Raw genomic sequence first — 23,002 nt, 5'->3', positions numbered from 1 at the left:
CTTTGTTACCTCGGAGGGATGACGCGCGGCGTTGAATGCAGTGCGTCCGATGACGGTTCGCCATCGAAACAGGAGGGGGGCCGGTGGTAGTTAGCGTCCCCATGACGTCCGCGCCGAAGCTGCTGTTCGCCGACCCCAAGGGCCGGGTGATGGAGCATCCCTACCTGCTGGCCACGCTGCGCAGCGGAGAAGAGCTCGTTCCTCCCCAGGACAAGCCCATCCCGCTGCCGTCCGCAGGCAGGCTGGTGCACCTGCCGGGCAGGCTGCCCGTCGGCCTGCACCCCGACACGGGGGAGCTGGAGCTGGTGCGGCAGATGAACGTGGGCGGCAAGTCGTTCGTCCCCAACGCGGTGGGCGCGCTGCTGCCCCCGGGCTACACGCGCACGTTCCTTCCGGGAGAGGTGAAGGGAGACGGGCCGGTGCTGCCGCAGTGGGCGTACACGGCGGCGGCGTGGGGGAAGGATGGGCCGGTGGCGTGGGCCATCCACACGGACCGCCGCTCGCATTGGGATCCGGAGCGCTACTCCACGCCGGACATGAAGGCGCTCGTGGACGCGCACCTGAAGCGCTTCCCGGACAACCGCGTGCTCAAGCAGCTCAAGACGTGCGCGCTGTTGTACCGGTGCTTCACGTCGCAGAACACGTTCTATGTCCGCGACGAGGCGGCCATCCCCGCGTCGGTGATGTGCAACGCGCGCTGCGTGGGCTGCATCTCCGACCAGCCGGCGGACGGTCCTCCCGCGTCGCACGAGCGCATGGATGACGGGCCCACCGCGGAGGAGATGGGCGCCATCGGCCTGTTCCATCTGGAGAACGCGCAGGGCCGCACCATGGTGAGCTTCGGCCAGGGCTGCGAGGGCGAGCCGCTCACGCGCTGGAAGTTCATCGCGGAGTCCATCCGCTACATGCGCGCGCGCACGCAGAAGGGCTCCATCAACATCAACACCAACGCCAGCCTCACCCAGGGCCTGGAGGCGCTGCTCGACGCGGGCCTGGACGCCGTGCGCGTGTCGCTCAACGCGGCGACCAAGGGCCTCTACGAGGCGTACTACAAGCCGGTGAAGTACGGCTGGGAGGACGTGGAGGCGTCCATCGCCCTCGCGCGCGAGCGCGGCGCGTACCTGGCGCTCAACCTGCTCCTGTTCCCCGGCGTCACGGACCGCGAGGGCGAGGTGAAGGCGCTCGAGCGGCTGGTGAAGAAGTACCGCGTGGACCAGGTGCAGACGCGCTCGCTGGCCATCGACCCGCTCCAGTACCTGGAGGCCGCGCGCGACGTGGGCGCGGGCGGAGAGCCGGTGGGCGTGCGCACGCTGCTGCAGCGACTGAAGGCGGCGCGGCCCGGCATCATCATCGGCAACTTCGCGCGGGGACTCGAGGAGCGCGAGAACGCCGCGGGGCGCGGGTAGGGCGCTCGACTCGGGAGGATGGGGCCCGGTGAGGAGAGCCCTTCATCCAGGACGGGACGACGTGGGCGGAGGGCTACTCGCCGCCGGGGGGCATCAGCTCCTTGGCCACCAGGTTGCCCATCACGGCGTCCTTGGGGATGTAGCCGTCGGCGCCAGCCTCGCGGCAGATGCGCTGGAGCTCCTCGACATTCTCGCCGGAGCACAAGAGCACCTTGATGCCCTTGAAGAGGCTGTTGCTCTTGATGAAGCGGCAGAACTGCTCGCCGTTCACGTTGGGCATGCGCACGTCCAGCAGCACCAGGTCCGGACGCGTCTGCTTCTTGAGGATGATCTTCGTGGCCTTGTCCGCGGTGTCCGCGACGTGGACCTCGAAGCCCTTGGCGACCAGGTCCGCCTCGATGATCCGCGCGGTCATCTCACTGTCGTCGACGATGAGGATGCGCGGCTTGCGGCCGCCCGTGCTGGGCGCGGCCTTGAGGCCCGTGGAGGCGATGGGCGCGGGCGCGGCGGGGGCCGCCTGGGGGGCCTCCGTGGGGGCGGGCGCGGCGGGAGCGGGGACGGCGGCGGGGACACCCAGGGCGGGGGCGCCGATGAGGTTCATCACGCCGCTGATGACGGCCTCCAGGCCGCCGCTCTTGAGGATGTAGCCGTCCGCGCCGGAGGCCTTCGTCTTGCCGGCCAGCTCCGCCTCCGAGATGTCGGAGTAGAGCACCAGCTTGGAGGTGACCTTCTTCTGGCTCCGGAGGTACTCGACGACGTCGTCGCCGAACATCTCCGGCATGTTCACGTCCATGAGGATGAGCGCGAACGGCCCCTCGGAGAGCTTCTGGTTGAGGCTCGTCAGGTCCTGGGCCCCGCTCACCTGATAGCCGGCGGCGGTGAGGGCCCGGACGGTGAGCTCCACCAGCATCGGGCTGTCATCAATGACCAGTACGCGCGACATCGTCCTCCTCAAAGGATTCGGGGTGGAACCCTACACCTTTGGTTCAGCGCGGACCATCGAAACGGCGAGCAGCCGGCCAGCTTGATGCCGACACTTGACCGGTTTTCGTCCCCTCCGGATACTCGGACGCCTTGACCACGACCTCGACTCCCCTCCAGCGAGCACTCCGGATGGCTCCGGACCGCGCCGTGGCCGTCCAAGCCCGACCGGAGCAGGAGTTCTTCTGCTTCCGGGTGGGAGACCTGCGGCTCGGCGTGCCCAGCGAGAACGTCCTCGAGGTGTTCCGCGCCGGCCTGCTCACCCCCCTGCCGAGGACGCCCTCCTTCATCATGGGCGTCACGGGCCACCGCGGCGAGGTGCTGCCCGTGGTGGACCTCCTGCGCTTCCTCTCCAAGGGCGAGGCGCGCATCGGTCCCCGCACGCGCCTGTTCATCGGCATCACCGGGAGCATCGTCGCCGGGGTCGTCGCCGACACGGTGCTGGGCCTGCGCCGCATCCCCGTGGCGGACATCCTCCCACCGCCGCTGGGCGGTGACGCGGCGGCCGAGCACCTGATGGGCGTGGTGCCGGGCGCCACGCCGCAGGACAGCATCAACCTGCTCAACTTCTCCAAGCTCTTGCAGACGGCCAGGCAGCGCGCGGTGGCCCGATGAACGACGAGTCGCTCGACCTGGAGGAGAAGGTGGAGGAGGTGGACATCCTCTTCTTCGAGATCGGCGGGGGCGTGTTCGGCACGGACGCGTCGCAGGTGCTGCGGATCGATCGCTCGTTGCCGGAGGACATCACCCTGCCGGAGCTGGGCCTGTTGCACCGGGGCAACCGCGCGCTGGTGTTCGACACGCCGGAGGGCGAGGGCCACCTGAAGGTGGACGCCGTCCGGGGCGTGCGCCCCATCCCCGTGACTCAACTTCGCCGCATGCCCCCCACGGCGGGCGCGGCCGCTTATGCCGTCGGTGTGTGCCTGGAAGAAGCCCGCACCGTGTTGCTGATTGACCTGGTGGAGACCGCCAGGACCCGAGGAACTCAAGGAAGGCACTGACCGCAATGTCCCTGGACACCCCCAACGAGAAGCCCACGTCCAAGGCCCGTTCCGCCCGGAAGGCCCCTGCCTCCAAGGCGGCCGGTGCCGCCGCGCCCGCGGCCCCCATCCCCCACAAGGCCTTCACCGACACGCTGTTGACGGTGCTCGCCGGCAACCTCCAGGCCCGCGTCCCCAAGGAGCTGGTGGGCGAGGGCGGCGAGGAGCTGGCCCACCTGCTCAACCAGGTGCTGGACAACTTCGCCAGCTCCGAGCACCGCAAGCACGTGGCGGCGCAGGAGATCGACCAGGCACTGGACGCGCTCATCAGCCTGGTGCGCGAGGGCGATTTGTCCCGGTGGAACACCACCACCGAGGACCCCCAGCTGGGACCGCTGCTCGAGGGCTTCGGCAAGGTCATCGAGACGCTGCGCACGTTCGTGCGGGAGATCAACGAGGCGGCGCTGAGGCTGTCCTCGTCCGCCAACCAGGTGCTCGCGGCGTCCACGCAGCACGAGACGTCCTCCACGGAGCAGGCCGCCGCCATCCACGAGACGACGGCGACCATGGAGGAGCTCAAGCACGCCTCCGCGCAGATCGCCGAGAACGCGGGCAGCGTGGCGCGCGTGGCCGAGGAGACGCTGGGCGCGGCGCGCGCGGGCCGGGGCGCCATCGGTGAGTTCATCCAGGCGATGCAGCAGATCCGCAGCGACGGCGTCGCGGTGGCGGACTCCATCGCCAAGCTGTCCAAGCGCGTGGAGCGCATCGGCACCGTGGTGGAGGTCATCGACGAGATCGCCGACCGCTCGGACCTGCTCGCGCTGAACGCGGCGCTCGAGGGCAGCCGCGCCGGTGAGGCGGGCAAGGGCTTCTCCATCGTCGCGGCGGAGATGCGCCGCCTGGCGGAGAACGTCCTGGACTCCACCAAGGAGATCAAGAACCTCATCACGGAGATCCGTGAGGCCACCGCCGCGGCCGCGGGCGCCGCCGAGGCGTCCAAGTCCGCCACCGAGTCGGGTGAGAAGCTGGGCGCCGTCGCCGCGCAGGCCGTCGAGGGCATCCTCGCCGGCGTGCAGGAGACGAGCGACGCCGCTCGCGTCATCAACCTCGCCACGCAGCAGCAGCGCACGGCCACCGAGCAGGTGGTGGCGTCCATGGCGGAGATCGAGGACGTGACGCGTCAGACGACGCAGGCGTCGAAGCAGGCGACGGGCGCGGCCGCGGAGCTCACGCAGCTGGCCGCTCGTCTCGCGGAGCTCATCAAGCGCTTCAAGGCCGACTAGCTCTTCCGGGAAGGGGAGGGTGCGCAGCACTCACCGCCCATGGACACCGAGGCTCTCAAGAAATCCCTCCTGAAGAAGTTCCAGGAGGTCACGGCCGACCGCCTCCAGAAGATTCAGCTGGGCGTGTTGGACCTGGAGAAGGAAACCGCGGACCAGGCCGCGGACGACGTCGCGCGCGAGCTGCACACGATGAAGGGAGAGGCCCGCATGCTGGGCCTCGCCGCCATCGGTCAGCTCGCCCACGCGGCGGAGGACGTCCTGCGCGCCGAGCGCGAGGGACGCACGGCCACGGAGATCGCCACGGACGTCATGCTCCGTGCCTGCGACGTCCTGTCGGACCTCATCGAGGACCTGTCCGGTGCCAACACCGGCACGCCCGCCAGCGAGGACATGGTCCGCGCGCTGGCGGAGGTCTCCGGTCAGGCCGCGCCCGCCATCCCCGGCGCGAAGCCCCCGCCGCCCGCGCCCGCCCCCGTGGTGGCCGCGCCGGTGCAGGCGCCCGTGGTCCGGGCTCCGGTGGTGGAGGCGCCCGTCGCCGCGGCGCCCGTGGCGCATGCTCCCGCGCCCGCGTCGGGCCGCGCGGAGGAGGAGGCCCCGAGCGCCGCCAAGTCGGCCATCGCCGACCGCACCATCCGCGTCAACGTGGAGGTGCTGGACTCGCTGGGCCTGCTCGCCGGCGACCTGCTGGTGGAGAGCGCCCGGGGGCGGCTGCGCAGCTCCGAGACGGAGGAGCTGTTCGAGCGCTTCAGCCGCATGGGCGACCGGTTCCTGCGCCTGGCGGAGGCGCTGGACATCCCGCTGGAGGTGCGCGCGCAGCTGGACCGCGTCGAGAGCGACCTGCACATGCTGCGCGACGATGCGTTCCGCTTCGTGCGGCGCAACGACGACGGCATCAACACGCTGCACGGCAACCTGTCGAAGATGGCGGACCACGTGGCCGAGGCCCGGCTGGTGCCGCTGTCCACGGTGTTCGACGCCTTCCCGCGCGCGGTGCGAGACATGGCGCGCACGCAGACGAAGGAAGTGGACCTGCTCATCGAGAACGCCGACATCGGCGTGGACCGGTCCATGCTGGGCGACGTGCGCGACGCGCTGGTGCACCTCTTGCGCAACTCGGTGGACCACGGCCTGGAGTCCCCGGACACGCGCCAGGCGCTGGGCAAGCCGCAGACGGGCCGCATCCGCATCCGCGTGCGCGTGGACGGCGACATGCTGCACATCGAGGTGGAGGACGACGGGCGCGGCATCGACCCGGAGCGCCTGCGCCAGGTGGCCATCAACAAGCGCCTCATCACCGCGGTGCAGGCCGCCTCGCTGTCGGAGCGCGAGGCCATCGAGCTCATCTTCCGTCCGGGTTTCTCCACCCGCGAGCAGGTCAGCGAGCTGTCCGGCCGCGGCGTGGGCATGGACGTGGTGAAGCGCAAGGTGGAGACGCTCGGCGGCTCCGTCGGCGTCAACAGCCGCATCGGCCGTGGCACCACCATCACCCTGCGGCTGCCCCAGTCGCTCGCGTTGATGAAGGTGCTGCTGGTGCGCCTGGGCGACGACGTCTACGGCATGCCCGCCGCGGACGTCGAGGCCGTGATGCGCGTCAAGCCGGAGGACCGGCTGGAAATCTTCGGCACCCTCGCGGTGCGCCACCGGGGCAAGCCCACGGCGCTCGTCGCGCTGGGGCCGCTGCTCGGCCTCAACGGCGGCAACCGCTTCGACAAGCCGCCGGCCGTCGTCGTGCGCCACGGCGAGGACCACGCGGCGCTGGTCGTCGACGGCTTCGTGGACGAGCGCGAGGTGGCGGTGAAGCCGTGCGGCGGGGAGTTCCTCAAGGGCGCGCCCTTCATCGCGGGCACCGCCGCGCTGGAGGACGGTCGCATCGCCGTGCTGCTGCACGTCCCAGACATCATGACGGAGGTGCGCCGCATGGCGCGGCCCGTCACCCAGGCTCCGGCCGCCAAGCGTCTGCGGGTCTTGCTGGTGGACGACTCGCCCATTGCCCGCGCCACCGAGGGCGCGCTCGTCAAGGCGCTGGGGCACATGGTGGAGGAGGCGCAGGACGGCGAGGAGGCGTACGGCAAGGTGCAGAACAACACCTACGACCTCATCCTCACCGACGTGCAGATGCCGAAGATGGACGGCTTCTCGCTCGCGCGCAGGCTGAAGTCGACCCCCGCCGTGGCACGCATCCCCGTCATCATCCTGTCGTCGCTCGCCTCGCCCGAGGACAAGCGGCGCGGCCTGGATGCGGGCGCGGACGCGTACCTCGTCAAGGGAGAGCTGGGCGTGGAAGTGCTCGCCCAGGCCATCGATCGGCTGACCTGAGGAGCGGCGTTTGGGCGGACCGGTCGCGGCGGCGATGGCGTTCAGGGTGCTCATGGTGGGCAAGGGGCTGCGCGCGCTCGCGGCCCGGGGCCTGTTCGACGGCGAGTCGCTCGTCCCGGTGGGGCCCGCCGAGGTCGACTTCCCCGGCGCGCTCGTCGCCGTGCAGCGCCACTTCCCGGACGTGGCGCTGGTGGACCTCACCGGCCTGGAGGCGCTGGAGGCCATCGAGCAGGTGATGGCAGGGCGGCCCGTGCCCGTGCTGGCGCTCCACCCCGGGGCCCTCACCGGCCAGGAGGCCTTCCAGGCCATGGCCCTGGGCGCGCTGGACGTGATGGAGCGCCCGGCGATTCCCGGCCCGGAGTTCTGGGCCCACGTGTCGCGCAAGCTGGTGATGCTGGCCCAGGTGAAGGCCGTGCGGCAGACCCAGACGCGCCCCTCGGCGAAGCTGCCCAAGGAGGACCTGCCCGCGCCGCCCTATCCCCTGGTGGCCATAGCCGCCTCCCTGGGGGGCCCCAAGGCGGTCGCACAGGTACTGCGGAAGATTCCACGAGACTTTCCCGCGCCCATCGCCTACTGCCAGCACATCAGCGAGGGCTTCACGGAGGGCCTCGCGCACTGGCTGACGATGGAGACGGCGCTGGGAGTGACGGAGGCGGAGCACGGCATGGTGATGGTTCCCGGGACGGTGTACATCGCCCCGTCGGGCAGTCACCTGTTGGTGCGACCGGAGGGCAGGTTGGAGCTGGACTCGGGGCCCGCGCTCCGTGGATTCCGGCCCTCGTGTGACATGCTGCTCACTTCGGCCGGGGAGTCCTTCGGCTCGCGCTGTGTCGGAGTCATCCTGACGGGAATGGGGCGGGATGGGGCTCGGGGGATGAAGGAGATCCGGGAGCGGGGAGGGCGGACCATCGCCCAGGATGAGAGCACGTCCGCGGTGTGGGGCATGCCTCGCGAGGCGGTGTTGCTCGGGGCGGCGCAGGAGGTGCTGCCGCTGGAGCGCATCGGCCCCACGTTGGTGCAGTGGGTGGAAGCGTGCTGAACGTGAGCAACAAAGTGCTTCAGCAACTGGCCGCGCTCCTCCTGGAGCGCGCGGGGCTGAAGATCACCCCGGATGGGTTCCACAGCCTGCGGCTGGCCCTGTCCACCCGGATGCCCGTGCTCGGCATCGAGGAGCCGGAGCGCTACCTCCAGAGGCTGACGGGCGTGGGGGGCGAGGAGGAGCTGCGCTCGCTGTTGCCCCTGGTGACGGTGGGGCACACGGAGTTCTTCCGCGACGCCAAGCAGTTCCGCGCGCTGGAGAAGAGCGTGCTGCCGGACCTGCTCGCCCGCGCGCGGCGGGAGATGCGCAAGGTGTCCATCTGGTCCGCGGGCTGTGCGACGGGCGAGGAGCCCTACAGCATGGCCATGGTGCTGGCGGAGCTGGGGGCGCTGTCCGCGGAGGTGGACCTGTGGGCCACCGACCTGAACCTGGCCGCGGTGGAGGCCGCCCGGCAGGGGAGGTTCTCCACGCGCCGGAGCATCAGCATCCATCCGGAGCGGCTGGCCCGCTTCTTCCGCCCCGTCGAGGATGGCCACGAGGCGCTGCCCGCGCTGCGTGAGTACATCCGCTTCGATGGACAGAACCTGGCGGTCCCCGTCTTCGACAAGGTCGCGCTGAACTCGCTGGACCTCATCCTCTGCCGCAACGTCATCATCTACTTCGACCTGCCCACCATCCGCGGGCTGATGGACCGCTTCCTGAGCGCGCTCCGGCCCGGGGGGCTCTTGTTCCTCGGGTACTCGGAGAGCCTCTTCAAGGTCTATGACCGCTTCGAGATGATCGAGGTCGACGGCGCCTTCGTGTACCGGCGCCCGCCCAGCGACAAGGGCTACCGTCCGCCGCCGCTGCGCATCCACCCGTACCCCGTCTCCACCGAGCCGCCGGCCCGCGCGCCGGAGCCCGAGCCCTTCTCCCCGGCCGTCTACGCCCGCCCCGCGGTCGAGCTGGCCCAGGGCGCCCGTCCTCGCGCGAGCACCCCGGACACCGCGTCCACCCGAGGTCCCGGCGCGCTCTCCGGTGCCTTCCCGGCCGTGCGCCCGCTGCCCGCCGCGTCCACGACGCAGGCCTCCGGCACGCAGCCGCCCGCGACGACGAAGACCAACGACCTGGGCCGTCCCCGCGTCACCGTGGAGCTGCCGGCGGTGAGCGCCGCGGACGCGGTCCGCACGCGTCCCACCGTGGAGCTGCCGGCGGTGTCCGCGCCCGCGCGCACCGTCACCGGTGAGCTTCCCGCCGCCACCGCGTGGCCCAAGCTGCTGCCTCCCGCGGAGCGGCTGGCCATGGCGGTGCGGAAGATGACGCAGGGGGATTTCCCCGCCGCCATCCAGGGCGTGCAGCGCCTGCTGGTGGACGAGCCGAGTGATCTCGACGCGCTGCTCACGCTGGGCAATCTCTACTCGCTCACCGGCCGCATCACCGAGGCGCGGGAGGCGTTCGCCCAGGCCATCCAGCGCGAGCCGCTGTGCGTGGAGGCGCGCGTGTTCGGCGGCGTGGCCGCGCTGCAGGCCGGGGAGCTGCGGGAGGCGCGCTCGGAGCTGGGCAAGGCGCTCTTCCTGGAGCCCACGCTCGCCATCGGCCACTACCTGCTGGCACAGGTGCAGGAGCGCAGCCACGACTCCGAGGCGGCCCGTCGCAGCTACCGCAACGCGATTGCGCAGCTGCGCTTCCCCCAGCGCACGCTGGCGGGGCACTACCCGGAGATGCTGGACTCGGCCGAGGCCATCTCCCGCGCGGCGCGCTATGCGCTCGCCGCGCTGGAGGAGCAGCCTCCGCACTGAGTGTCGCGCGGAGGCCGAGGGCCCTCAGTCCAGCGAGGACTTCACCTGGTCCAGCGACTTGCTGGGGTCCAGCACGGCGCCGAACTTCTTCTGGAGGTAGGACTTGGCCTGCCCGCGCAGGAGCATGCCCGGGTCCGTGCCCTCGCCCTCGACGGCCTTGTCGGTGATGACGAACGAGGCGTCCAGCTGGATGCCCATCACCTTGCCGACAATCTTGGCGCCCTCGCCCTGCCAGTCGGCCTTCACTCCGTACTTGCCACCCCAGTACCGGAGGAGCTCCTCGACGCGCTGCTTCACCTGGTCCTTCGGCAGGGAGTGGGGGATATCGAACTTCAGCATGCCCATGGCACGGCTCCTGATTTCAGTGTCCTGGCCATTCGTTTATCGACGCCGGGCCGAGAAGGGAACCGCCGAGTCACCCTTGAGCGCACGAATGTCAACGGCCCGGCGCATCACTCCTGGACGCGGCGTGAGCGCTTGAGCTTCACCGGCGGATCTCCCGGCCGGCCCCAGCGCGTCATGTAAGGCGCCAGGTTGAACTTCTCCGCCGTGCGCGGCGAGCTCATCGGCCGCACCTTGCCCAGCACCTTGCGCTCCTGGAACGGCCTGTCGTGCAGCCCCAGGACCCACATGAAGTTGGCCACGCTCGCGGGGTCCCTGCCGTCCACCGCGTACTTGTCATTGAGGTGGGCGATGCGCTTCAGGCCCTCGTCGGGCGTGGCGCTCCACTCGAGGATCTTCTTGCCCCACAGCATGCGCAGGTAGTTGTGGATGCGGCCGCGCTCCAGGAGCTCGCGCTGCGCCGCGTTCCACAGGCCGTCCGCCGTGCGCGCGTGCTCCAACTGCTCCAGGGAGTACAGGTGCTCGCGCGGGTCCTTCTGGTGGGTGGACAGCGTCTCGCGCGCCCAGCCCGGCAGGGACTCCACGGAGAGCTGCTTGTCCTCGGGCGTGTGGAAGCAGAAGTTGAAGCCCAGCTCGCGCCGCACCAGCAGCTCCTCGAGGAAGCTCCTCACCGCGGGGTGGTCCGTGCCGCGCGCGCGGATGGCCGCCCGGGCCGCCTCGCCCGCGAAGAGGTTGCCCCAGTGGAAGAAGGGGGACAGGCCGGACTGGTGCGCGCGGCCGGGGTCATTGCGCTCGGTGTCGTAGCCGTCGAGCTTGCCGTGGAGGAAGGCCTCCAGCGTCTTGAGCGCCGCCTTGCGTCCACCGCGCTCCTCGAGCGCCGCCACCTTGTGGTCGATGTGGAAGGCGGACAGCTCCTGCCGGGCCTGCTTCGCGTCGGCCAGCTCGAAGTCCGGCTCCAGGGCGCGCCCCGCGGCCGCGGCCTTCACCGGACGCGCGCGCAACGTCCGTCCAAGGTACTCGGGCCACAGCTTCTGGAGCTTGGGGCGCAGCGTGTACGCGCCGGCCTGCACCGTGGGGATGCGCTGCATGGGCACCACGCACGAGGCGTCCACCGCGAACAGCGGCACATCCAGGGCCTTGGCCGCGCCTCGCAAGTGGCCGGGGATGATGTACGTGGGGAAGAGGTCGGACACCACCGCCGCCGCGCGCCGTCCCAGCTCCGCCAGTCGGGGGCGATGCTGCTTCGTCGTGCGCGGCAGCTCCAGCCAGTAGGGCAGGCCGCGCGACGCGAAGGCCGACGCGAGGTCCGCCATGCCCTCCAGCGCCCACGCGTGGAGCCGGTCCGATGCATGGGGGTAGTCCGGACGCAGCGCTTGATACACGACGACGGGCAACCCCAGGTGGTTGCCCAGCGCGATGGCCGCATCGAGCGCGTGGTTCTCCTCGGCGCGATGGTTGACCATGCACCAGTACAGGACGAAGTCCCGACGTGAGGAGGGCAGGGGGACATCCTTGATGACGACCACACGAGCGGAGTCGACATCGAGCTCGGACCACGAGAACCCGTTGGGCATGATGCGCACGGATGCCCGAGGTCGCTCCGGGTCGCGAGGGAATTGAAGCAGCCGTGCACGAATGCCGTGCCCGTGACGCTTCGAGCCACCGAGACACACTTCCACCCGCCCAGGTGCGCGCAAAAAACACCACCCGGGCCTGGGTTGTGGTCTTGTGTCGTTTGGACCCAAGGAGTCCTTGCGTGTCACCTCTGCGAAACTGGCTCTGTCTCTGCTCCGTCTTCACGCTGCTGCTCGCGACGCCCGAAGGCGCGCGCGCCCAGGTGGGCTCGTCGTACCCGTCGGAGCCGGCTCCGGCGCAGCCCGCGTATCCTCCGCAGGATCCCGCGCCCTCGACTCCGCCGGAGCCGTCGCCGCTGCCGCCCGTGGACCCGTACGCCGACCCTCGGATGGCCGAGCCGCCGCCGTCGAACACCGTGCCGGCCACTCCTCCGGACCCGGCGACGATGCCTCGCGTGGACAACCCTCCACAAACGTCAGACGTGCCGCGCGCGGACGCGCCGGACCTGCGCCAGTCACCGCTGACGCAGGACGGCACGCCCGCGTCGCTGACGCCGTCGGCCTCGGCCACGCCGCCGCCGTATGTGGACAGCGGCGCCATCCTGGATGGGCGTCAGCGCCTGGGGCCCTTCCTGTCGGGGCCGGGCAGCTTCCGCTTCATCGCGCATCACACCGCGCTGGGCGCGCTGGGTGGCTTCTTCACGCAGGCGTTCGCCAATGACTTCGACTTCGACCAGAGCTCGCGCGAGGCGATGCTGGCCGGCACGTTGATTGGCGCGGGCCTGGGCTTCGGCGCGTCCTCCTGGTGGCAATTCAACAACTGGGTGGACAAGCCCATGGCGTCCTTCACCATCATCAACTCGGGCGTGGGCGGCGCCTTCATGGCCGGCTTCATGGACCTCTTCACCCAGGACGCGGGGGTGCTCACCTGGTCCGCGTTCCTGGGCGCGGAGCTGGGCGCGTGGCTGACGGCGGGGCTCGGCGGCGGGCAGCTCCCGCTGAACGACGGCCTGTTGATCTCCTCCGGCGCGGGGTGGGGCGCGGCCTACGCGGCGCTGCTGCTGGCCGTCATCCACTTCTCCGGAACGGACATCTCCTCGAAGACGTGGCGGGACACGCTGCTGCTCGCGCCGGGCATCGGCGCGGGCGCGCTGGCGCTGGCCACCATGCGCTACAACCCGACGCCCTCGCAGATTCTGCGCGCGGACCTGTTCGGCGCGGGCGTGGGCGCGGCGGTGCTGCTCATCTCCGGCCTGGTGCTGGGCGGCTTCGACCAGTCGACGCCGTACGTGCTGTCCTTCCTCGGCTCCGCGGGCGCCATCACCACGGTGAGCCTGCTGTGGGAGGAGAGCGTGGACCGCTCCGCGCTGAAGTCCGCCAAGGACCGGCCCTACCGCAACGTCTGGTGGTAGACGGCCCGGGGGGCGGGCGAGCATGCGTCGTGGCACCGAGGGGAGGCAGACACCACCTTTCCTCGCGACATGGCGCGCGTCCATCCCTTCACGGCCCTGCTGACCCCGCTGGCTCGGACCCTCGAGCCCAGCGGCTACGTGCCGCGCAGCAACGCGGTGCCCCAGCCTTCCCACGTCCGGCCCCTGCTGGAGGCCGCCAACCCCTCGGCGGAGCTGCGACGCCAGCGGGAGTCGGGCACGTTGCTGCGCGACGCCCGGCCCGCGCTCTACGTGGTGGAGGTCCACAGCCCGGCGGGCAAGCTGGGCGGCCCACCGGTCCGCTACCTGCTGTGCTCGCTGCGGCCGGACGCGGGCACCCCGCTGGAGGATGACCCGTACCGGCCCCGTGCGTGGGAGGCCGAGCCCGCCGTCACGCTGACCGCGGACGACCATGGTGTCTTCCGGGGCCTGCTGGCCGAGGCGAGCGAGCGCTCCACCCTGGTGTGGGAGGGGGACTACGACGGCCACCCGCTGTCGCTGCGCCGCATCGAACCTTCGCCCGTCTCCAAGCGCATCCAGGCCGTGCTGGACGAGGCCCCCATGCGCCCGCTCAGCGCGCTGGCGGAAGGCGGGCCCACGCTGGCCGCGGTGGTGCCCCTGTCGGACCCGGGGCTGGAGGTGCTCCCCATCCACCGCGCGCTCAAGGGCGTGGAGACGTTCAAGGAGGAGACCTTCCTCACCCTCGTCACCGCGTACGCGCGGGTGTACGAACTGGACGAGCCGCTCGACACACCTCGAGGGCTCGTCGCCGCGCGGGAGCGGCTGGCGACGCTCATCACCGGGCACCACGCGGTGCTGCTGGTGTTGCCGGGCGGCAGGGGGCGCATCCTGCGCTTCCGACAGGGGTTGGACCTGGCGCACCTGAAGGGCGCGCCGCGCAACCCGACGCTGCGCAGCCTGGACCTGGCGCTGCTCAACGCGCTGGTGCTGAGGACGGTGCTGGGCATCCGCGAGCCCGAGGCGGCGGGACATCCCCAGGTGTTCCCGGTGCAGGGGCTGGAGACGCTGGTGAAGGGGGTGGAGTCGGGCACGTTCCAGGTCGGCTTCGCGCTCAATCCGCCGCCCATCTGGGAGGTGCGCGCGGTGATGGAGGCGCAGGCCACGCTGCCGCCGAGGACACTCCGGGTGGAGCCGTTGCCTCCGGCGGGCCTGCTGTTCCTCGACACGGAAGCGTAGTCCGCCCGCGTGAGGGGGCTGACGCACAGCGCGCCGGACGAGTCGGGGCGCTCGGCGCCGGAGCTCCAGGCGGGGCCCGGCGAGACGTTGGATGCCATCTGTGGCGGAGCGGTGCGGGTGCTCCAGCGCCGGCTGGGCTATCGCTTCACGTTGGACCCGCTGTTGCTGGTGCACTTCGCGGTGTCGGTGGGCGGCGCGGGGCGCCGGCGGCTGATGGACCTGGGCACGGGCTGCGGCATCATCCCGCTGGTGCTCGCCTGTCGGTGGCGCGGCAAGGACCTCCTCGGGCTCGAGCTGCAGCCGGGCCTGTTCTCCCTGGCGCGACGCAACGTGCTGCTCAACCACTGCGAGCGCGAGGTGTCGCTGGTGTTGGGGGATTTGCGGCGCGTGGACGAGCAGTTCCCGGCGGGCGGCTTCGCGCAGGTGCTGTGCAATCCGCCCTACCGCGCGCGGGCGACGGGGCACACCAGCCTGTCCACGGAGAAGGCGCTGGCGAGGCATGAGCTCGCGTGCGAGCTGTCGGACGTGTCGAGGGCCGCTGCGCACCTGCTCGAACCCCGGGGAGGGCTGTGCATGGTGTACCCGGCGTCACGCTTCGCGGAGCTGGTGACGGTGCTGCGCGTCTTCGGGCTGGAGCCGCGCGTGGTGCGGTGGGTCCATCCGCGCGCGGACCGGCCCGCGAAGCTGGTGCTGCTGCACGCAGTGAAGGGGGGACCCGCGGAGCTGACCGTCCTGCCACCGTTGGTGGTGCACACCGAGGACGAGCATGCCTTCACGGACGAGGTGCGCGCCATGGTGGTGTGAGGGCGGCCCGGTGTGGGCCGCCCTCGGTGCGTCCGTGCTACGGCGCCGTCTCGGTGGCCATGGCGGGGGCGGTCGGGCGCGCGGTCGGGAGCGATTCGACCGTCTCCGCCATGAACACGGAGGGAGCGTTGGCGAGCAGGCGCTCCAACTCGGTGCTGGCCCGCTCCGCCAGGGCATGCCTGTGGTGTTCGTAGCAGCGCCGGCGGTCATCCAACTGCTTGCTGTCCCAGACGGTGTTGGGCTCCACCGGCTCCAGGACGGAGACGCACAGGCCCAGCCAGTCCACCACGTGGGCCAGCTCGATGCGCGTCTCCTCGCGCGCCATCGTCAGCGCGTGGGAGGCGAACGGCTGGGCGAGGACGTCCACCAGCCTGCGGCCGAGCGCCTTGTCCGCGCGGGCGATGATGTGCAGTTGGGGAAGGATGGCGGAGACCACGTCGCGGTCGGGCCAGGGATTCGTCCGGTGGGCGATGAAGCCTCGCTCGAACAGCGCGGCGGCCTCCGGAATCTTGCGCTGGCGCAGTCGCAGCAGCCCCTCCAGCAGGTCCGCCTCCACCGGCAGCGTCGCGCGCAGTGGCTCCAGGTACTTGAGGGCCGCGTCATCGCCCTGGTTCGCGAGAGCGTGGGTGAGCGCGAGCTGCTCTCGGGGGCCACGAGGCTCCCAGGGCTCCTTCTGCCAGCGTGCGCGGATGGCGGGCCACTGCTTGCGGTAGTAGGCGTCGATGGTCGGGGCCACTGCCTGCACGGGGGCGCCGAGCCGCTCCTCGTTCGAGAGCGGAATCGCGCTCCACGCGCGGTTGAGCGTCACCCGGTTCCAGTCCACCTGCCCCCGGATGGCGGGGCGGCCCATGCCGAGCGCGTTCGCGACTTCCCGCAGCGTCTGGATGGAGAAGCCGGTGTCGCGTCCCAGGCTGCGGGCGAAGGCGAACTCCATGAACGACACGTCATCCGTGTTGATGAACTCCTGGCTCTGCTCCGCCACCTTCGCGGTGAAGTCGGGGCCCGCCACGAAGCGCGCGAGCACGCCCTCCACCTCGTCCGTGCGCCAGGTGGTGCGCAGCGCGTCGCGGTAGGGCACCTCGGCGATGCGCGCCCGCAGCTTGTCCACGTCATGGACCAGGGGCTTGTGCGTCGCTACGAGCAACAGGTCTCCGGTGTGGACCTGCCACGTCTCCACGGACTCGAACTCCGAGGCGAGCGTGGCGAAGGCGCTCTGCACGGTGAGCGCGTCGACCTCGTAAGCCTGCAGCCACTGCACGAAGATGCCGCCATCCGCCATCCGCTGCTTCACGGCCTGGTAGAAGTCGCGCGTGAAGAGGCTGGCGATGCCCGCGCGGTACGGGTTGGAGGGCTCGGAGAAGATGATGTCGTAGCGCTGCCGCGTGGTCAGCAGCACCTCGCGCGCGTCGGCGACGAAGGTGTGGACCTTCGGGTTGTCCATCACGTTCTGGTTGACGGCGGAGCACTGCCGGGCGACCTCCAGGATGGCGGATTCGATCTCCACCACGTCCACCCGCTCCATGCCGGGAATGGCGCCCAGCCAGCCCGCCGTGCTGCCGGTGCCCAGGCCGATGACGAGCGAGTTCTTGGGGTCCTCGTGGAGCAGCGCGCCGAGCAGGCCGCTCATCACCTGGGTCGGCGCGTCGCCGATGGTGTTGCCGTCCGTCTTTCCGTTGACGATGAAGGACAGGCCGACGCTCGAGTTGAGCGCGACGCTGCTCTCCACGCCGTCCTTCTCCCAGACCATGCCGCGGGCGCGGTTCCGCTCCCAGGCCTCGATGTGGTTGATGCTCGACTGGTTGAGCATGTCGCGTCCGGCGCCCACGCCGCCGTGTCGCCACACCGCTGAGGGGCCCTGGGCCGACAGCAGCACCAGCGCGAGCGCTCCGACGGAAGCCGGCACGAACAGCGCGGACACCCGCTGCTCCACCTTCATCGACAGCGCGGCCGACGCGAGCCCCAGCACGGCGAGCAGCCCCGCGACGAGCTGCCAGGTGACGGGCGCCGTCATCAGCGGAATCACCCCGAAGCCACCCGCCAGCGAGCCCACGATGGAGCCCACCGTGTTCCAGGCGTAGATCTGGCCCACCTGCTTGCCCACGTCCTTGCTGCCCTTGCCCACGAGCGCGAGCAGCAGCGGGAACTGGACGCCGGAGATGAACGCCGCGGGCAGGATGACCACCGAGGCCACCAGGGCCCAGGCCAGCATCATCCCGCCGAAGCCGACTCCGCCCAGCGGGCGCAGCAGCGCGGCGAAGACGGCGAGCCGGTCTCCGAGCGCGAAGGGCAGGGCGATGAACGCGGCCTCCGCGGCGCACGTCAGGGCGAAGCCCGACAACGTGGCCGGCCGGTGGCGGAAGAAGAACGAGTAGGCCGCGCCACCCAGGCCGATGCCCAGCAGGGCCATGGCGAGGATGAGGCCGAAGGTGAAGGTGCTGCCACCCAGGATGGGGCCCAGCATCCGGTACCACACGAGCTCCATCAGCAGGAACGCGAAGCCCACGAGCAACGCCGCCACCAGGGCGAAGCGGGAGGTGGGCGTGGCCTGGGCGGACGGCGTCGCGAGCGGAGCCGCGGGCTCCTGCGCGCCGGCGGAGGGCTCGGACGCGGCCTGGGGCTTCGCCGTCGCGGCCTCCGGCTCCATGGAGCGGCTCACGCTGCGCGCGCAGATGGCGACGGCCGCGTTGAGGAGGCAGGCGATCCACAGCGTGGTGCGGTTGCCGTACACCTCCAGCATGAAGAAGGTGGACAGCGTCGCGCCGGTGACGGCGCCCAGCGTGTTGACGCCGTAGAGGATGGCGAGGTGTCGACGCGCGGGGTCCTCATCCGACTGCACCGCGCGCGCGGCGGCCGGCAGCGTGCCGCCCATCAGCACCGTCGGCACGGCGAGCACGAGCGTGGAGAGCACCAGCCGCGCCACGCTGCCGCCGAAGAGCCCCAGGCTGGGCGTGCCGCCGACGCCGATGTAGGCCGCGCGCGCCAGCTCCACCAGGAACGGGCTCAAGCCCGCGCTGGCCGCGATGAGCAGCTCCAGGTTGGCGTAGTAGTTCAGCGGGCGTGGGTTCCGGTCCGCGCGCGCGCCGAGGAGCACACCGCCCAGTCCCAGCCCCGCCATGAAGATGGCCAGCACGGCCGCCGACGCCGCGGTGCTGGCGCCGAAGATGAGACGGAACTCCCGCAGCCACACCGTCTGGTAGACAAGGGCGCAGAGCCCCGAGCCGAACAGCAACGGGGCGACCCTCGACACACGTGAAATCATCAATCGGTTCTCTCGTCGGGGGACTGTCTCGAGGGGGGTGAGACAGGCCTTACGGCGCGAGAGTGTCGCAGAGATCCCCGCGACTTGGCCATGGCGCTCGGTCCTCCGGACGCTCGGAGAGCATGCGCCCACCGGGCGTCCGGCCGTGGATCAGGGCGCTGGGGCCTGCTCGACCCCCACCTTGGCCTCGCTCCCGGTGGGGACAGCGGCCTCGGCGGCGCGGCGCTCCTCCTTGCAGAAGGCCAGCCGCTCCTGGATGACGGCCAGGGGGACGGCCATCTCCAGGGTGAAGGAGTTGCCATCCGGCTTCACCTTGGCGAAGTCGAGCAGCTGGGCCAGGTCCTTGTCCTCGCCCGCCTGGGCCTTGATGCGCGCCAGTGACAGCGCGGCGCCCAGGGACTTGCCCAGGTCCGTCACGTCGTCCGCGTTGGCGCCCTGGATCTCCGCCACCAGCGCCACGTCCGAGCTGGCGTCCAGGTGCAGCTCCACGTTCTGGGCCACGTCACGCAGCCGCTGCGCTAGCGCCGCCTGCTCCTTCGGCAGCAGCCGGGCGATGTGCTCCACGGACAGCACACCGTACATCTCTCCGTACGTGCTGTTCTCGGAGATGGCGGGCGGCTCGTCCGGCCCGCGCCCCTCGACGCGGTCGATGGCGGCCTTCACCTCGTCGGGGGACCTGCCCATGACGAGCAGCTGGTTGTTCCACGTCCCGATGGAGGGCCCACCCCGTCGCGTGACGGTGGTGCCGTCCTTCAGCGTGTCGGTGGACTCGCCCGGCTCGTACACGCGCGCGCCCTGGCCGTAGTCCGCGGACACGCGGTCGCCCAACAGCTCCTGGTAGCGCGCGTTGCTGAAGTTGCCCGACAGCATCATCCCCTCGTCGGTGATGACCAGCCGGTCCAGGTCCTGGAGCGGATCCACGCCGCTCTTCTGGCGGAACTGCTCCAGCTGCTTGCCGCCGTCGCGCATCATGCAGTCCAGCAGCAGCGCGCCGATGGGCGAGTGCCTCAGCGCGTTGGCCTCGATGACCACCGCCGTCTTGCCCGGACCCCGGGGCAGCGCCGCGAGCAGTGGATCCCTCGGCTTCGCGGGCACCGCGGCCTGCTCGCCCGCGTCCGGCGCGACGGGCGTCGGCTGCGTCCTGCGCCGCTCCGCGCGCTCACGCTCCGGCGCGCGCATCCGTCGGGGGAACTCCACCTTGGGCTCCTCGGTCTCGGTCTTGTCGCCCTGACCCAGGAACATCAACACCGCCGCGGCCACGAACAGCAGCGCCGCCATCGCCAACCACGCCCCTCGCTTCTGGCGCCTCTCCATCTCAGTAGTCCTTTCCCTCGAACCGCCAGAATCCCACCACCAGCGCCGCCATCCCGAAGACGAAGACGCCCAGCAGCAGCGTCCCCAGCGAGCGCACCTCCAGGGGCAGCGACGCGGCCAGGTCCCCGGCGGCCTCCGCCAGCGCGGACAGCCGGGGGAGCAGCAGCGTCACCCCCAGGAACGCGTCGCGGCTCAGCCCCTCCTCGAAGAACCGGGCGATCTGCTGCCGGTTGCCCGCGATGATGCCGCCCACCATGAAGGCGAAGCCCGCCGCCGCGCACAAGGCCGCGCTGCGCACCAGCGTCGCCGTGGTCAACATCACCGCGTACACCGCCGCGAAGCCCACGCACGCCATCAACCCCGCGACGAGCGGCCCCACCGTCCAGTACCCCGCCTTCACCCCGAAGATGAGCACCAGCCCCGTGGTGCCATACAGCGTCCCGCCCAGCGCCAGCGTCATCACCCCCAGGAACGTCCCCGCGAGCAGGTGCCAGCGCTGGATGGGCAGCGCGAGCAGGTGCTCGATGCGCCCCGGCGACATCAGGCTGGGCGCGAAGTCCGAGCACGCGACGATGCCGAACAGGATGCCGCCGTAGAACACGATGAACGCCGCCGCCTGGTACACCGGCCGCAACGCCACGTCGACGGACTGGATGTTCGCGCGGATGTCCTGACCGAACAGCCGCGACGCCGCCAGCGCCCCGTCGATGACCTCCAGCCTCAGGCTCAGCGCCACCACCGCCAGCACCAGGGTGATGCCCACCATGAAGGCGAGGATGAACTTGCGCGACACCGCCTCGCGCAGCACGTAACCCGCGATTCCCACCACCGGCCTCATGCCGCCACCTCCGCCCGCCCCGCGCCGGCGCCCATCGTCCCCAGCAGCACCGACTCCAGATCCATCCCGTCCCGCCGCAGCTCGACCAGCAACGCCCCGGTGGCCCGCGCCCGGTCCAGCGCGCCGTTGAGCGCCGCCGGGTCCTCGGCCTCCACGTGGTACACGCCGTCCGCCCGCGCCTGGGTGAAGCCCGCGACGGCCAGCGCCTCGGCGCTCGTGCCCGGCGCGAAGCGCACCACCCACCGCGAGCCGCCGCGCACCAGCTCCTCCAGCCGCCCCTCGCGCACCACGCGGCCGTCCGCGAGGATGGCCACGCGATCGCACACGCGCTCCGTCTCCGCCAAGAGGTGCGAGTTCAGGAAGAGCGTCGTGCCGCGCCGGACCTCCTCCTGGAGGATGCGCCGCACCTCCATGCGCCCCATCGGGTCGATGCCGTCCGTGGGCTCGTCCAGGATGAGCAGCTCCGGCTCCCCCACGAGCGCCGCCGCCAGCCCCAAGCGCTGACGCATGCCCTTGGAGTACCCACCAATCTTCCGGCCCACGGCGTCCGAGAGGCCCACGCGCTCGAGCAGCTTCAGGTGGCCCGGCGCGTCCGGCTTCAGGCCCTTGAGCTGGCGCACCGTCGCGAGGAACGCGGTGGGCGTCCACGAGCCGGGCAGGTGCAGGCGCTCGGGCAGGTAGCCGATGCGCGCGCGGATGCGGGCATCCTCGGGCGTGCCGCCCAGGACGCGCACGGTGCCCTCGGTGGGCTGGACGATGCCGAGCAGGCTCTTGATGAACGTCGTCTTCCCCGCGCCGTTGGGGCCGATGAGGCCGAAGGCACTTCCTTGGGGAACCGACAGGTCCATGCCCCGCAGGGCGATGTTCCCCGTCCTGCGGAAGGCGCGCTGGTACGTCTTGCGCAGGTTCGTTACTTCGATGGCGGGCGTCTGGGATGTCACGGTCGAAACTGTAGACGAGCCAGCCGTGCGGCGATTGCCTGTGTCGGTCCTCCGGGGGAGGGGCGTGCGGCCGTGCACCCGCTTCGAATCCCCGCGACCTCGTTTTCGCGGCCCTGGGAAATCGGTTTCGCACGCCCGAGGTCGCTGCCGCGCCGCGACACCTCGTCGTTTCGCCCCCTTGCGATGTGGCCCTCCGCTGGTCCGTCCCGTGCAATCCCCGCCGGCACACCCCAAGGCAGGAGGAAGTGGATGACGTACGCGGAACGCGTCGAGCAGCAGCGTGAAGAGGCCCGTCGGGAGCTGGCGGCCGCCGAGCAGGAGCTGGCGTCCGGCGGGGAGGCGGCGCGCGTGCGCTACGCCCGGGCGCTGCACGAGGCGGACCTCGCGGAGGCCCGCGCCCAGCGCCACGCCCGGGAAGGCCGGCGTCATCAGCACAGCTGGAGGCTCGTCGCAGGGTGAGCGGGCGGGCGCCCGGACGGAAACGATGAAGGCGTGGGCGCGCCGGTTTATACCGGCGAGCACCATGGCCCATCCCGTCCACCGCCCCCGCCGCCTCCGTCGTTCGCCCGTCCTGCGCGAGATGGTGCGCGAGACGCGCCTCGCCCCGGGGAACTTCATCTACCCCCTCTTCGTCGTGGAGGGCCGGGACGTGCGCCGTCCCATCGCCTCCATGCCGGGCATCTTCAACCTCTCGCTCGAGCACGCCGTGGCCGAGGCCCGCCTGGCGAAGTCCCTGGGCGTCCCCTCGGTCATCCTCTTCGGCATCCCCGACCACAAGGACGGGCAGGGCACCCAGGGCTACGCGCGCGACGGAATCGTCCAGCGCGCCATTCGTGAAATCAAGGCGGCCGAGCCCGACCTCCAGGTCATCGCGGACGTGTGCCTGTGCGAGTACACGGACCACGGCCACTGCGGGGTGCTGGAGGACGGCCACGTGGTCAACGACGCCACACTGCCGCTGCTCGCGCAGATGGCCGTCACCTGCGCCCAGGCGGGCGCGGACATCATCGCCCCCTCGGACATGATGGACGGCCGCGTGGGCGCCATCCGCAAGGCGCTGGACGAGGTGCGCCTCATCGACGTCCCCATCATGTCCTACGCGGTGAAGTACGCCTCCGGCTACTACGGCCCCTTCCGCGAGGCCGCCCAGAGCACGCCCAAGTCTGGAGACCGCCGCGGCTACCAGATGGACCCGGGCAACGTGCGCGAGGCGCTCAAGGAGGCCGCGCTGGACGTGGAGGAGGGCGCCGACATGCTGATGGTGAAGCCCGCCCTGGCCTACCTGGACGTCATCCGCGCCGTGCGCGAGCGCTTCGACCTGCCGCTGGCCGCCTACAACGTCTCCGGCGAGTACGCCATGCTCAAGGCCGCCGGCCAGAATGGTTGGATTGACTACGAACGGGTGATGCTGGAGACGCTCACCGGCATCAAGCGCGCGGGCGCCGACCTCATCATCACCTACCACGCGCTGGAAGCCGCGAAGCTCCTGTAGCCAACACCACCAGGGCCCGCGCGCGGGT

The 23,002-nt window shown here is 71.2% G+C and carries 19 protein-coding genes; 12 read left to right on the top strand and 7 right to left on the bottom strand.

The window, feature by feature from the left end; genetic code table 11:
* The first annotated feature begins 101 nt into the window (after positions 1–101).
* Positions 102–1,406: a radical SAM protein gene (locus tag OWM54_RS01045; protein ID WP_267701076.1), complete on the top strand. Its 1,305-nt coding sequence runs from the start codon at positions 102–104 to the stop codon at positions 1,404–1,406.
* Between the two features lie 73 nt (positions 1,407–1,479).
* Here the strand turns inward: OWM54_RS01045 and OWM54_RS01040 are convergent, their stop codons facing one another.
* Positions 1,480–2,349, bottom strand: a complete 870-nt coding sequence (locus OWM54_RS01040; protein ID WP_223749972.1) for a response regulator — start codon at positions 2,347–2,349, stop codon at positions 1,480–1,482.
* 170 nt (positions 2,350–2,519) lie between these two features.
* Here OWM54_RS01040 and OWM54_RS01035 point away from each other — a divergent pair, with 170 nt between their 5' ends.
* The 6 genes from OWM54_RS01035 to OWM54_RS01010 are packed head-to-tail and all read left to right on the top strand — an operon-like array spanning position 2,520 to position 9,783.
* Positions 2,520–3,002, top strand: a complete 483-nt coding sequence (locus tag OWM54_RS01035; RefSeq protein ID WP_141332955.1) for a chemotaxis protein CheW — start codon at positions 2,520–2,522, stop codon at positions 3,000–3,002.
* Positions 2,999–3,388 carry a Frizzy aggregation protein FrzB gene (locus OWM54_RS01030; RefSeq protein WP_223749971.1) on the top strand — a complete coding sequence of 130 codons (390 nt, stop codon included), beginning with the start codon at positions 2,999–3,001 and terminating at the stop codon, positions 3,386–3,388. Before OWM54_RS01035 ends, OWM54_RS01030 begins: the two co-directional genes overlap by 4 nt.
* Positions 3,389–3,393: 5 nt before the next feature.
* Positions 3,394–4,650: a methyl-accepting chemotaxis protein gene (locus OWM54_RS01025; protein ID WP_223784405.1), complete on the top strand. Its 1,257-nt coding sequence runs from the start codon at positions 3,394–3,396 to the stop codon at positions 4,648–4,650.
* 39 nt (positions 4,651–4,689) lie between these two features.
* Positions 4,690–6,966: a hybrid sensor histidine kinase/response regulator gene (locus tag OWM54_RS01020; RefSeq protein ID WP_267696361.1), complete on the top strand. Its 2,277-nt coding sequence runs from the start codon at positions 4,690–4,692 to the stop codon at positions 6,964–6,966.
* A gap of 34 nt (positions 6,967–7,000) precedes the next feature.
* Positions 7,001–8,005, top strand: a complete 1,005-nt coding sequence (locus OWM54_RS01015; RefSeq protein WP_223750040.1) for a chemotaxis protein CheB — start codon at positions 7,001–7,003, stop codon at positions 8,003–8,005.
* Positions 7,999–9,783 (top strand): CheR family methyltransferase, encoded by a 1,785-nt coding sequence (locus OWM54_RS01010; protein ID WP_267696360.1) that lies wholly within the window; start codon positions 7,999–8,001, stop codon positions 9,781–9,783. Before OWM54_RS01015 ends, OWM54_RS01010 begins: the two co-directional genes overlap by 7 nt.
* Positions 9,784–9,807: 24 nt before the next feature.
* Here the strand turns inward: OWM54_RS01010 and OWM54_RS01005 are convergent, their stop codons facing one another.
* The gene (locus tag OWM54_RS01005) at positions 9,808–10,128 is read right to left on the bottom strand and encodes a polyhydroxyalkanoic acid system family protein (RefSeq protein ID WP_046713526.1); all 321 of its coding nucleotides are present in this window, start codon (positions 10,126–10,128) and stop codon (positions 9,808–9,810) included.
* Between the two features lie 107 nt (positions 10,129–10,235).
* Complete coding sequence (locus OWM54_RS01000; protein WP_223750039.1) at positions 10,236–11,699, bottom strand: deoxyribodipyrimidine photo-lyase; 1,464 nt, start codon at positions 11,697–11,699, stop codon at positions 10,236–10,238.
* A 182-nt stretch (positions 11,700–11,881) separates the two neighbouring features.
* Between OWM54_RS01000 and OWM54_RS00995 the strand changes: the two genes are divergently transcribed.
* From OWM54_RS00995 to OWM54_RS00985, 3 genes are all read left to right on the top strand, one after another.
* A complete protein-coding gene (locus tag OWM54_RS00995; RefSeq protein ID WP_267696359.1) occupies positions 11,882–13,111 on the top strand; it encodes a hypothetical protein in 1,230 nt (409 codons plus the stop codon).
* A 69-nt stretch (positions 13,112–13,180) separates the two neighbouring features.
* Positions 13,181–14,326 (top strand): DUF1015 family protein, encoded by a 1,146-nt coding sequence (locus tag OWM54_RS00990; protein ID WP_267696358.1) that lies wholly within the window; start codon positions 13,181–13,183, stop codon positions 14,324–14,326.
* Between the two features lie 9 nt (positions 14,327–14,335).
* Positions 14,336–15,130 (top strand): tRNA1(Val) (adenine(37)-N6)-methyltransferase, encoded by a 795-nt coding sequence (locus OWM54_RS00985; RefSeq protein ID WP_267696357.1) that lies wholly within the window; start codon positions 14,336–14,338, stop codon positions 15,128–15,130.
* A 37-nt stretch (positions 15,131–15,167) separates the two neighbouring features.
* Here the strand turns inward: OWM54_RS00985 and OWM54_RS00980 are convergent, their stop codons facing one another.
* The 4 genes from OWM54_RS00980 to OWM54_RS00965 form a co-directional block, all read right to left on the bottom strand.
* Positions 15,168–18,389, bottom strand: coding sequence for a fused MFS/spermidine synthase (locus OWM54_RS00980; protein WP_267696356.1), 3,222 nt, complete (start codon positions 18,387–18,389; stop codon positions 15,168–15,170).
* 150 nt (positions 18,390–18,539) lie between these two features.
* Positions 18,540–19,703, bottom strand: coding sequence for a hypothetical protein (locus OWM54_RS00975; protein WP_223784410.1), 1,164 nt, complete (start codon positions 19,701–19,703; stop codon positions 18,540–18,542).
* Between the two features lies 1 nt (position 19,704).
* Positions 19,705–20,541: a hypothetical protein gene (locus OWM54_RS00970; RefSeq protein WP_267696355.1), complete on the bottom strand. Its 837-nt coding sequence runs from the start codon at positions 20,539–20,541 to the stop codon at positions 19,705–19,707.
* The gene (locus OWM54_RS00965) at positions 20,538–21,482 is read right to left on the bottom strand and encodes an ABC transporter ATP-binding protein (protein WP_223749962.1); all 945 of its coding nucleotides are present in this window, start codon (positions 21,480–21,482) and stop codon (positions 20,538–20,540) included. Before OWM54_RS00965 ends, OWM54_RS00970 begins: the two co-directional genes overlap by 4 nt.
* Before the next feature lie 249 nt (positions 21,483–21,731).
* On the opposite strand from OWM54_RS00965, the gene OWM54_RS00960 reads away from it, so the two are divergent.
* Together OWM54_RS00960 and hemB are read left to right on the top strand one after the other, a co-directional pair.
* Positions 21,732–21,941 carry a hypothetical protein gene (locus OWM54_RS00960; protein WP_141331311.1) on the top strand — a complete coding sequence of 70 codons (210 nt, stop codon included), beginning with the start codon at positions 21,732–21,734 and terminating at the stop codon, positions 21,939–21,941.
* Positions 21,942–22,005: 64 nt separating this feature from the next.
* The gene (gene hemB, locus OWM54_RS00955; RefSeq protein WP_267696354.1) at positions 22,006–22,974 is read left to right on the top strand and encodes a porphobilinogen synthase; all 969 of its coding nucleotides are present in this window, start codon (positions 22,006–22,008) and stop codon (positions 22,972–22,974) included.
* Positions 22,975–23,002 lie beyond the last annotated feature (28 nt).

This window comes from Myxococcus sp. MISCRS1 (assembly GCF_026626605.1).
GTDB lineage: Bacteria > Myxococcota > Myxococcia > Myxococcales > Myxococcaceae > Myxococcus > Myxococcus fulvus.
The sequence above is the reverse complement of the archived record's forward strand: the minus strand, read 5'-3'. Positions and strand labels throughout refer to the sequence as shown.